This is a genomic window from Candidatus Propionivibrio aalborgensis (assembly GCF_900089945.1).
In the GTDB taxonomy this organism is placed as follows: domain Bacteria; phylum Pseudomonadota; class Gammaproteobacteria; order Burkholderiales; family Rhodocyclaceae; genus Propionivibrio; species Propionivibrio aalborgensis.
The window spans coordinates 1-11746 of the sequence record NZ_FLQY01000301.1 but is presented as its reverse complement, the minus strand read 5'-3'; the positions used below and the strand labels follow the sequence as shown (position 1 = coordinate 11746).

General features: G+C 59.6%; 9 protein-coding genes. 3 read left to right on the top strand and 6 right to left on the bottom strand.

What is annotated here, in order from left to right:
• From PROAA_RS13390 to cls, 5 genes are all read right to left on the bottom strand, one after another.
• Window positions 1-1418 (bottom strand): PAS domain S-box protein (locus PROAA_RS13390; protein ID WP_186411823.1); only part of this gene is annotated, 1418 nt, incomplete at its 3' end.
• A gap of 57 nt (window positions 1419-1475) precedes the next feature.
• Window positions 1476-2390: a site-specific tyrosine recombinase XerD gene (gene xerD / locus PROAA_RS13385; protein ID WP_186411822.1), complete on the bottom strand. Its 915-nt coding sequence runs from the start codon at window positions 2388-2390 to the stop codon at window positions 1476-1478.
• Window positions 2377-2856 carry a methylated-DNA--[protein]-cysteine S-methyltransferase gene (locus tag PROAA_RS13380; protein ID WP_186411821.1) on the bottom strand — a complete coding sequence of 160 codons (480 nt, stop codon included), beginning with the start codon at window positions 2854-2856 and terminating at the stop codon, window positions 2377-2379. Before PROAA_RS13380 ends, xerD begins: the two co-directional genes overlap by 14 nt.
• A 15-nt stretch (window positions 2857-2871) precedes the next feature.
• Window positions 2872-4128, bottom strand: coding sequence for a glutamate-5-semialdehyde dehydrogenase (locus PROAA_RS13375; protein WP_186411820.1), 1257 nt, complete (start codon window positions 4126-4128; stop codon window positions 2872-2874).
• A 431-nt stretch (window positions 4129-4559) separates the two neighbouring features.
• Window positions 4560-6014: a cardiolipin synthase gene (gene cls / locus PROAA_RS13370; protein WP_186411819.1), complete on the bottom strand. Its 1455-nt coding sequence runs from the start codon at window positions 6012-6014 to the stop codon at window positions 4560-4562.
• 176 nt (window positions 6015-6190) lie between these two features.
• Between cls and alaS the strand changes: the two genes are divergently transcribed.
• On the top strand, window positions 6191-8806 hold the full coding sequence (gene alaS / locus PROAA_RS13365; RefSeq protein WP_186411818.1) for an alanine--tRNA ligase: 2616 nt from the start codon (window positions 6191-6193) through the stop codon (window positions 8804-8806).
• Window positions 8807-9035: 229 nt separating this feature from the next.
• Window positions 9036-10637: a biotin attachment protein gene (locus tag PROAA_RS13360; protein ID WP_186411817.1), complete on the top strand. Its 1602-nt coding sequence runs from the start codon at window positions 9036-9038 to the stop codon at window positions 10635-10637.
• A gap of 101 nt (window positions 10638-10738) precedes the next feature.
• Here PROAA_RS13360 and rfaE2 read toward each other — a convergent pair whose 3' ends face one another.
• Window positions 10739-11227, bottom strand: coding sequence for a D-glycero-beta-D-manno-heptose 1-phosphate adenylyltransferase (rfaE2, locus tag PROAA_RS13355; RefSeq protein WP_186411816.1), 489 nt, complete (start codon window positions 11225-11227; stop codon window positions 10739-10741).
• Between the two features lie 206 nt (window positions 11228-11433).
• Between rfaE2 and PROAA_RS13350 the strand changes: the two genes are divergently transcribed.
• Window positions 11434-11746: cation:proton antiporter domain-containing protein (locus PROAA_RS13350; protein ID WP_186411815.1), on the top strand; the 313-nt coding region annotated here is incomplete at its 3' end.

Below are 11746 nucleotides of genomic sequence, written 5' to 3'. Positions count from 1 at the left end.
CCTTCGCTATCCAGAATGTGGATGCCGTCGCTGGCGGTTTCCAGGATTGTCCGCAGACGGACACGCTCCCTTTCCGCCAGACTCTCAACGCGCTTGCGCTCGGTAATGTCGCGACAGACACAGTAGATGTTCTCCCTGTCCTCAATGTCGACGACGGAGAACGTCATCTCGGCAACAAATTCCGAAGCGTCGGCCTTGCTGAGAATCCACTCGAAACGATGCAACCCCTGTTTCTTGGCGATCGCCGTCATGCGTCGGGCCTTGGCCCTGGAGTTTTCACCGTCGGGTTGATTGGGTGGTGAGAGCTTTGATGGGTGAAGCTTCAACAGATCTTCGCGACTGGAGTAGCCAAGCACTTCAATGGCGGCGTCATTGCATTCAACGATGCGACTGCCATCGACGATCCAGGTGGGATCCGGCGCGCGTTCCAAGAGCGAGCGAAACCGGCGCTCGCTTTTGAACAGGCGCGTTCGTGACTCGTTGTCGATGTAAAGGTAGCGCCGGGTTGCCAGTACGGCCGCAACAGTGATGAACAGGATGAATGCGATGCTCTTGATCAGCTCGGTGCGCCAGGCCAGCAGCGCGTCGTCGATGCTCGCCGTCACGGCGATGATCAACGGATAGCGGGCGAGGTGGGCGTGACTGATCAGACGGCTCACACCGTCGAAGGCGCCTTTGATGCGATATTGACCACGGCCGGGGGTATTCAGATGGTCAGTGAACTCAGGGCTGCCGGCAAAGGATCTGCCGATTGATCCCTCGATCGTTGGCGAGCGGAACAAGGTAACCCCGTTGTCCTTGATGATCGTGATCGAGCCGTTCGGTTTGACCCGCTGCAACTCGAAACGCTGGGTAACCCAGTCCAGCTCCAGAATGGCGCAAACGATGGACAAGGTCCCGTCCGCTCTGGGCAGGGGCAAGGTCACCGGTACGACCCACTGATTGTTCACTGGGCTGCGCACCGGGTCACCAATCTGCAATCCACGTGTCGGTGGGCCCGATTGCATGCAAATGGCCCGGTCATTCGTCACTGCATTCGCCGCTTTCGTCATCGGTTGAGAAGCCGCCGCAGCCTTCTTTCCGTCAATAGCGTCGATGATCCTGAAATCAAGCGCACCGTTTGCAACCCGGCGCAATTCGGAAACGAGTTTGTTGAATGACGGGGTTTGCGCCGGATGAGCCTTCGGGTGTGCTTCAACCCAGTTGGCTATCGACTGAACGGATATCTCGGTGAGCTCGAAAAGCCGAAGCGTTTGCTCCTCGACGGCGATGGTCAGCGTGGCGAGATCGGTTTCGCGCGCTTCAATGACCCTTTGCCTTTCCGAGAACAACCACACGCTACCAGTCACCCACAATGAAAGCAGCAGCAGGGTGACGAGCAATGGGATGGTCAATCGCTTGTTGTGGCGAGGTTCCATGCCTGGCAGTGTATGACAAGCTGGTCGTTTCGGCTACATCGCCGCTCGTCCAGATTGCTAGCCGCGCGGATGATGGGCTGCGTGCAACGATTTCAGCCGTTCGCGGGCAATGTGCGTGTAAATCTGGGTGGTCGAGATATCCGAATGGCCGAGAAGCAGTTGCACGACCCGCAAGTCGGCACCGTGATTGAGCAGATGCGTGGCAAATGCGTGGCGCATGACATGCGGCGAAAGCCGACCGGGATCCATTCCGGCCCGCTCGGCGTAGCGCTTGATCATTTGCCAGAACGCCTGCCGCGTCATCGCCGCACCGCGGGCCGTCACAAAGAGATCATTGCTCTGCCGCCTGTCGAGCAGTGCCGGGCGGGCTTCGGCCAGATAGCGACGCATCCAGTCGATGGCTACTTCGCCAAGCGGGACCAGGCGCTCCTTGCTGCCCTTGCCGAAAACGCGAACCACGCCCATGTCGAAGCTCACTTCGTGCACTTTGAGTCCGACCAGTTCCGATACGCGCAAGCCCGTGGCATAGAGTGTTTCGAGCATCGCGCGGTCGCGCTGGCCAAGCGTCGTGTTGGTCTGCGGTGCGGCCAGCAGCTCTTCAACCTGCGCTTCGGAAAGGACCATGGGCAAGCGCGATGGCTTGATCGGCATGGCGATCCTCAGCGTCGGGTCGGCGCTGATTCGTCCGCGCGCCAGCAGGTGTCTGTAAAAGCGCCGGAAGGTCGAAATGTAGCGCGCCTGTGATGAGGCACGCAGCGTTTTCGAGAGCACGGCAATGAAGTTCATCAGGGCCAGCGCGTCGACCTCGCAGAGCGAAGCGAGTTTCTGTTCGTTCAGCCAGTTCGACAAGTGCACGAGGTCGCTGCGATAGCTGGACAGCGAGGCCTTGGCCAGGCCATCCTCCAGCCACAGGGTATCGCAGAAAGCGTCGATTTCTGCGCGATCCGCGTGATTGACTTCAGTGACCTTCATGCGCCAGCAACCAGCGCTTTACGTCGAGCAGAAACCCGCCGCGCTGCCGGGCAAATCCGCCCAGTCCGCCACCTGTGGCGATGACGCGATGGCAGGGGACGACCAGCGGGAAGGGGTTGGCGCCGCAGGCCTGGCCAACTGCCCGCGGTGCGTTGCGCAGGGCTTTGGCCAGCTCGCCGTAGGTGCGTGTCTGATGGCCCGGAATGGCAGCAATCTGTTCCCAAACGCGGCGCTGAAAGGCGGTTCCGGATGCGCGCAATGGCAAACTGAACCTGAAGTCGGCATCAGCCAGAAAGGCGCGCAACTGACGTGCAGCTTCCATGGCAAGTGCATTTGTCGGCGCGAGTTCCGGACCTGCTTCGAGGAAAGCGATCCGGTGAATCTCCGCATCATCGCAACGTATCCCGAGGCAGAAGCCGGGTGCGGCAACGATGGCCTGATAACTCTCAGGGATATTCTGGCGCATGTGTCGCACCTGCCTTCAACCGCGAGTCTGTCCGTTGCCGAGCACGATCCACTTCTGGCTGGTCAAGCCTTCGAGGCCGACCGGGCCGCGCGCGTGGATCTTGTCGGTCGAGATGCCGATTTCGGCGCCCAGCCCGTATTCGAACCCGTCGGCAAAACGCGTCGATGCGTTGACCATGACTGACGAAGAATCGACCTCGCGCAGGAAACGCATGGCCCGGCCGTAGTTCTCGCTGACGATGGTTTCGGTGTGATGCGATCCGTAGCGATTGATGTGCTCGATGGCCTCGTCCAGGCCGGCAACCACCTTGACCGAGAGTATCGGTGCCAGAAATTCAGTGGCGTAATCCTCCTCGCTCGCCGCTCTGGCATCGCTCACCAGCGCCTGCGTTTCGGTGCAGCCGCGCAGCTCGACGCCTTTGCCGGCCAGCATGGCGGCAATCGGCGGCAACAGGCGGACAGCGACTGAGCGCGCGACGAGCAGCGACTCGGCGGTGTTGCAGGTGCCGTAGCGCTGCGTCTTCGAATTCTCGACGATTCGCAACGCCATGTCGGCATTGGCATCATCGTCGATATACACATGGCAGTTGCCGTCCAGGTGCTGGATCATCGGCACTCGCGACTCGGCAAGCAGGCGCGAAATCAGTCCCTTGCCACCACGCGGCACGATCACATCGACGTATTCGCGCATCGTGATCAGATAGCCGACCGCAGCACGGTCGGTGGTATCGATCACCTGCACAGTGTTGGCCGGCAGCCCAGCCGCCGCCAGGCCCTCCTGCACCAGCGCAGCGATGGCGCGATTGCTGCGAATGGCCTCGGAACCGCCACGCAGGATGGCGGCGTTGCCCGATTTCAGGCACAGCGCAGCGGCATCGGCCGTAACGTTGGGGCGCGCCTCGTAAATGATGCCGATGACGCCAAGCGGGACGCGCATCCTGCCGACCTGAATGCCGCTCGGGCGGAATTTGAGATCACTGATTTCGCCAACCGGGTCGGGTAGCATGGCGATCTGCTCGACGCCATCGGCCATGTTGCTGACCCCCTCCGCAGGGAGTGTCAGGCGGTCCAGCAGGGCCGAGTCCAGGCCAGCCGCACGTGCGGCCGCCAGATCGTCCTGATTGGCGGCGATCAGCGCGGCGGATTCGCGCCGGATGGCGGCGGCGATGGTGCGCAAGGCCTCGTTCTTGACCTTGCTGTCGGCCCGGGCGATTGCACGCGATGCCTCGCGCCCATGGCGGCCGACATCGTGCATGTACTGCTGGATATCCATGTTTTCCAACCTTATTGCTGAAAAAAACAGAATTATAGCCATCGATTGAAAATATCCCTCAATGGAACCAATGGGAATAGAAATACTCTGATTGCAATCAAATTCTGCGAGCGACTGATCATGAGCAAAAAACTGATAGTTCCAGCCGAAGTTAAAGTTTGCGCCACATGCAGTTACTGGGATGGCCCGCGGAATGTCGACACTGAACTCCGCGTCGTCGTTATTGCCGAAAGCTGCGAAGGTGAATGCCTGGTCTGTGGCAGATCGTGCCAAGGCCTGAGCAATGAGCCTCAAGTGAATTCAGGATGCCTGTGGGAGCACCTGGCCCCGGACCAACCGGCCAGCAAGGGCAACTAAGTCATCGTGGCAGATCGAGCCGGTTGAGTAGCGCGATCGAACCAGGCCGGCCGAGGCAAAAAAACTTCACCCACCTACAAAACCGGGCCAAGCATAGCGACGGTATTGTTAAACAGTCGCCGGCCAATGGGCCATCTGGCCACCATCTCGGACGTCATCGGGTGGGATCTCGCCAGATAGGCGTCTTGACGCTGGCGCAGCTCGGCGGTCAATACCGGGTCATGGAACAGGATGTTGTTCTCGTAATTCAGCTCGAAACTGCGGCGATCCATGTTGGCGGAGCCGATCAGGGTGATCTCTCCATCCAGGGTCAATGACTTCGTGTGCAACAGGCCGCCCTGGTATTCGAAAATGCGGACGCCGGCAGCGAGCAGGTCGGCATAGTAACTTCGACTTGCCGCTCCGACGATCCATGAGTCATTGCGCGCAGGGAATATGACCGTGGTCGCAACGCCGCGCCGGGCGCTCGCACACAGGGCGGCCTGCATCGCTTCGTCAGGCACGTAATAGGGCGTTGTAATGAAGAGCTCCCGCCGGGCGGCAAACATCAGGGATTCGAACACTTCCGGCATCGCGGAATAACGGGCGGTTGGCCCGGTGCCGATGACCTGTGCCGTGAGTCCGGGTTGGCCATGGGGCAGTGCTTGCCGCAGATAGCCGACGATGTCTTCGTCCACCTGTGCCATCCAGTCACTGACGAACAGATGCTGGTTTTGCCAGGCAATCGGACCGACGAAACGAATCATGGCATCAACCCACGGGGCGTATTTTGCCTTGACGTGGAATTCGGGGTCGGCACAGTTCTGGCTGCCGCAATAGGTGATGCGGCTGTCGATGACCACGATCTTTCGATGATTGCGCAGATCAATGCGCCCGCGCAACATGCGCAGTAAAGGGTTGCCGATCGGTAGCGCCGTGGCGACGCGGACACCAGCGTCGCGCATATCGCGCCAGTGCTTCGAGGCAATCATCGTGCGGGATCCGAGACCGTCCGCCATTGCTCGACAAGCGACCCCGCGTGTCGCAGCCCGCTTGAGCGCCCCGACGATCTTCAGCCCGTTATTGTCCGGAAGCCAGATGTAGAAGATCAGGTGGACATGCTCTGTGGCGGCATCGATATCAGCGACCATGGATTCGATGGTCGAGTTGGAGTCCGGCATCAGTCGGGCCTGATTGCCTCCCACCGGCTGAAAGCCATTCACCGAGTGCCCAACCTGAAAGAGATGGGCGTAGCTCGTCGGAATGTCTGGTTGAATAGTCTCTGCGCTGGAATCCGCAACTGCGGTCATATCAGGTAGCTGCGCCAGAACTTTGCGCACAATGGACACGCGGCGACGGCCGATGTTGGTTTCGCCCAGGAGAAGGTAGGCCAGGATTCCAAGAACCGGAAGTACGGCGATGACGACTGCCCATGCAAACCTCGACGCGGGGTCCCTATGACGCCGCAAAAGCGCACGCGACATGAAGGCAAGCTGGGTCAGCCAGAACAGGAGCGTCCACGTCGCCGCCAAGAATTGACTTTCAGTCATCCGAATGGTGTGGTGTTGGTGAGATGAGGCGCCAATATTAACCGACGCTGTGCGTTGGCCGACGTCGGGACTCCCATTACACCACCAAGCACCAGCAGCAACCCGCGGTCTGCCCCCACCCGATCGGTGCTAAAATCGAAGCCCTTTGAAACCTGCCCGTTCAGGGACAATTTCCGATGAAAAGCGCCGAAATACGCGATAAATTTCTCAAGTTCTTTGAGTCCAAAGGCCACCAGATCGTGGCATCCAGTTCGCTCGTTCCGCATGAGGATCCGACCCTGCTGTTTACCAATGCCGGGATGAACCAGTTCAAGGATGTATTCCTGGGCTTCGACAAGCGGCCCTACGATCGCGCAACAACTTCGCAGAAGTGCGTTCGGGCCGGCGGCAAGCATAACGATCTTGAAAACGTTGGCTACACCGCGCGCCATCACACCTTCTTCGAGATGCTCGGCAATTTCTCGTTCGGCGACTACTTCAAGCTCGATGCCATCAAGTACGCCTGGGAATTGCTGGTCGATGTCTACCAACTGCCAAAGGAGCGATTGTGGGTCTCGGTATATGCCGAGGACGATGAGGCTTACGAAATCTGGAACACGGTGATCGGCATCCCGGCAGAGCGCATTGTTCGCATCGGCGACAACAAGGGGGCGCGCTACGCTTCGGACAACTTCTGGATGATGGGCGACACCGGCCCCTGCGGCCCCTGCACAGAGATTTTCTACGACCACGGCGAGCATATTCCAGGCGGTCCGCCGGGATCGCCCGATGAAGACGGCGACCGTTACATCGAGATCTGGAATAACGTCTTCATGCAGTTCAATCGCGACGAGAACGGCGTCATGCATCTCCTGCCCAAACCCTCGGTTGACACCGGCATGGGGCTGGAGCGTATCGCCGCCGTGTTGCAGCACGTGCACAGCAACTACGACATCGACCTTTTCCAAAGCCTGATTGCGGCCGCCGCTCGTGAGACGAGTGGCGAGAAAATGGACAGCCCGTCGTTGCGCGTACTGGCCGACCACATTCGCGCGTGTTCATTCCTGCTCGCCGATGGCGTCATCCCCGGCAACGAGGGCCGTGGCTACGTCCTGCGCCGCATTATCCGGCGCGCCATTCGCCATGGCTACAAGCTCGGTGCGCGGGCGGCCTTCTTCCATCGCATGGTGCCGGATCTCGTTGCCGAGATGGGCAGCGCGTACCCCGAACTGGTGTCGGGCGAGAAGCGCATCACCGACGTGTTGCGTCAGGAAGAGGAGCGCTTCTTCACGACCATCGAACACGGCATGGCGATTCTCGAAGGCGAACTTGCGGCGATGGGTGGCCAAGGGATTTTCAATGGAGAAACGGCGTTCAAGCTGCACGACACTTTCGGCTTCCCGCTCGACCTGACCGCCGACATCTGCCGCGAGCGCGGCGTGAGCGTTGATAGCGCAGGTTTCGAGCGGGCAATGAACCGACAAAAGGAACAGGCGCGCGCCGCCGGAAAATTCCAGATGGCGGCGACGCTTGAATATGCAGGGCCGTCGACGACCTTTCACGGTTACGACACGCTTGATTTCAAGGGCAAGGTACTGGCGCTTTACAAGGAAGGCAGCCCGGCCAGGGAATTGAAGGAAGGCGATCACGGCGTGGTCGTGCTCGACGAAACGCCGTTCTACGCCGAATCAGGCGGCCAGGTCGGCGACCGCGGCGTCATTCAGTCAACGCAGGGGATTTTCGCCGTCGATGATACGCAGAAGATTCAGGCCACCGTCTTTGGCCATCAGGGCGTGCTCAAGACCGGAACGCTGAAGGTTGGCGATGCAGTCACCGCCAGGGTTGATCTGCTGGCGCGCAGCCGCACGATGCGCAATCACTCGGCAACCCACCTCATGCACAAGGCGCTGCGCGAAGTGCTCGGGGAACATGTACAGCAGAAAGGTTCGCAGGTCGACCCGGACAAGACGCGCTTCGACTTCGTGCACAACCAGCCGATGAGTGACGCGGAAATCCGCCGCGTCGAGAACATCGTCAACGCTGAAATACTGGACAATGCCGATTGCCAATGCCGCGTGCTGCCAATTGCCGAGGCACAGAAGCTCGGAGCGGTGATGCTCTTCGGCGAGAAGTACGGCGACGAAGTGCGCGTCATCGACATTGGTTCGTCGCGCGAATTGTGCGGCGGCACACATGTGCGGCGCACGGGCGATATCGGGCTGTTCAGCATCGCGGCCGAAGGCGGCGTCGCCGCTGGCGTGCGCCGTGTCGAAGCGGTGACCGGCGACAACGCCCTGGCCTACATGCAGGGTATGGAAACCACGCTGGGTGGCGTGGCCGGAACGCTCAAGGTACAGCCCGGCGAGGTTCCCGAGCGTGTCAACGCGATGCTCGATCAGATTCGCCGCCTTGAACGCGAGTTGTCGGCGCTGAAGAGTAAACTGGCGACTGCGCAAGGCGATGATCTGGTTGGCCAGGCGATAGAAGTGAAGGGGTCTAAGGTGCTCGCGGTGACTCTGGAGGGTGCGGACATCAACGCGTTGCGCGAAACGATGGACAAACTGCGCGACAAGCTCAAGAGCGCTGCCGTGGTTCTGGCTTCGACGGTGGACGGGAAGGTAACGCTGATCGCCGGTGTGACCTCCGATCTGACCGCCAGGGTCAAGGCTGGCGAACTGGTCAACATGGTTGCCCGGCAGGTGGGTGGCAAGGGCGGCGGCCGGCCCGACATGGCGCAGGCTGGCGGTAACGATCCGGGCAAACTGCCAACTGCGCTGGCTTCGGTGGCCGCCTGGGTGGAGCAGCGTTTGTAAGGCGTCGATGGCGCTTCCCTCAATTCTGGAGTGGGCGCTGGTCGATGTTCATTCGATCAGTTCAGGTATTTTGACGAGTGGTTTCCTTTAAGATGTAATAGCTTAGAATTGCGTTGACCGGAACACTATGGTCAATGATGTAGTGAGCCGAGCGGCTGAAATCGAATTGTTTGCTCGCATGGCGCGCAAGTTTACTGTCGAACCATTTGACCAATAAGGTAGGTATGTCATGACCAAGAAAATCCTGTTTCAAGACACCAGTTTCCGTGACGGATTCCAATCCGTCTTTGGTGCCCGCGCATTTACCAAGGACTTCATCCCGGCAGTTGAAGCGGGCGTTGCGGCGGGCATCACGCATTTCGAGGCAGGTGGCGGCGCCCGGTTCCAGACGCCATTTCTGTACTGCGGAGAATCCGCCTTCGACATGATGGACACCTTCCGCAAGGCTGTTGGGCCGGATATCCGCCTGCAAACTCTGGCGCGCGGAATCAACGTCGTCGCACTGGAACAGCAGCCGGCCGACATGATCGATCTGCACGCCAAGATGTTCAAGAAACACGGCATGACGCGCATCCGTAACTTTGACGCGTTGAACGACGTCAACAACCTCATCTATTCCGGTCAATGCATTACCGATGCCGGCCTTGAGCACGAAGTTGTGGTCGCCATGATGGAGCTGCCCCTCGGTTGCTCGGGCGCCCATGACGCCAAGTTTTATGTCGATACCCTGCGCCAGATTCTCGATGCCGGCGTCCCGTTTTCCAGCGTGTGTTTCAAGGATGCTTCCGGCACGTCCAACCCGCGCAAGGTTCATGAAACATTCAAGGCCGCGCGCAAACTGGTCGGCGACAAGGTTGAACTGCGCATGCACACGCATGAAACCTGTGGCACCGGAATCGCCCAGTACATTGCTGCCATCGAAGGAGGCTGCGACGGCGTCTGTGTGGGCCGCGCACCGCTCAGCGGCGGCACTGCTCAGCCCGATCTGTTTTCTCTGTGGCACGCGCTCAAGGGCACAGAGTATGACCTCGACATCGACGTCGAGAAGATCATGGAGGCCAACAGCGTCACCAAGGAGTGCTTGAAGGATTACGAGTTTCCGCCGGAAGCCCTTGGCATCGATACCGATGTAATTTTCAGTCCGATGCCGGGTGGCGCGCTCACCGCCAATACGCTGATGATGCGCGAGAACAAGACCTTCCACAAATTTCCGCAAGTGATCAAGGCCATGGCGGAATGCGTCGCGCGCGGCGGCTTCGCTACGTCAGTGACACCGGTTTCACAGTTCTACTTCCAGCAAGCCTACGCCAACGTGATGATGGGGCCGTGGAAGAAGATGACCGATGGCTATGGCAACATGGTGCTCGGTTACTATGGCAAAACGCCGGTTGCACCGGACCCGGAGATCGTCAAGATCGCTGCCGAACAGATGAAGAAACCGGTGTTCACGGGCGACCCGATCAAGGGTCTCGAACCCGGCATTCCGAAAGCGAAGAAGATCCTCGAAGAAAACAAGCTGCCCGTAACCGATGAGAACATCTTCATCGTCGGCGCGTTTGCCACCAAGGGCGGCAACAAAGGACTCGATTTCCTCAAGGGTGATTTCAAGGTTTCAGTGCCGAAGAAAGACCCGAACAAAGTCGTTGCTGCTCCGGCAGCTGCTGCTCCCCCGCCGGCTGCAGCACCAGCCCAAGCCCAAGCCCCAGCCCCAAGAGCTACGTCGGCTCCTTCAGCCTCATTCGGAGCCAGTCCGCTCGGCGCAAATCAGGTCAGGAATTATCATGTGACCGTGGGAGGAAAGAGCATCGATTTGCAGGTCGAGCATATCTGAAACACCGCCGATTAAAGAAGGCTCCCGTTGGGAGCCTTTCTTTTGTCGCAGAGCCCGCTCGGTGTGTTGCCCGGATTTCTGTCTCGACAAGCGTCGTGCGATCACAGGCTGCGGATCTTCTCCAGCAAAGCCGTCGTCGATTTCTGATGTATGAACGGGATTGATACCACCCGGCCTCCCCAGCCGGTTACTTCCCGGTTGCCGACGATCTTTTCCACCGGCCAGTCGCCGCCTTTGACCAGCACATCGGGGCGGCACTCGAGAATGCGAGCGATGGGGGTATCTTCGTCGAACCAGGTGACCAGCGAAACGCATTCCAGCGCAGCCATCACTGCCAGCCGGTCGGCCAGCACGTTGACCGGTCGGTCACCGCCCTTGCCCAAGCGCTTGACCGAGGCATCCGAATTGACGGCCACCAGCATCGATTTACCCAGCGCGCGTGCCTGGGAAAGCAACGTAACGTGGCCGCGATGCAGGATGTCGAAGCAACCGTTGGTGAAAACCAGCGGGCGTGGTAGTTGCGACAGCCGAGCCGCCAGATTGCCTGGTGCGACAATCTTGGCTTCATGTGCGGGGGGTGGGAAGTTCATGCCATGAGACTCCGCTTTCGACGAAGGGCAATTCTAGCATCCGGTCATGGCGGCATCGGTGTTGGTCCGCACCATCGGGTCACGCGGCGATAGCAGTATTCGGCTATGATTCTCGCGCCGCAGGCCGGTCGACCTCGAACGCAGTGTCCACAAAGCTCGTACCGGCCAGAATTTTTACCAAGAAGAAGATCGTTCATCGTACAACCATGCTCTTACTCAAACTCGTCATATTGCTGCTGATCAGCTCGGTCGCTCTGGGATGGCTGGCCCGGCACTTCAAGTTTCCGTACCCGATCGCGCTGGTTGTCGGCGGACTCCTGCTGGGGTTCCTGCCCAAGCTGCCGCAGTTCCCATTCAATCCGCAGTTGATTCTGGTCGTGGTCCTGCCACCCATCCTGTACCAGACGGCGCTGTTGACTTCGTGGAGCGACTTCAAAGCTAATATTCGCCCGATCAGTCTCCTCGCGATCGGTTTGGTGATCGTGACTACCCTGGCAGTGGGTGCCACGCTAAAGCTGC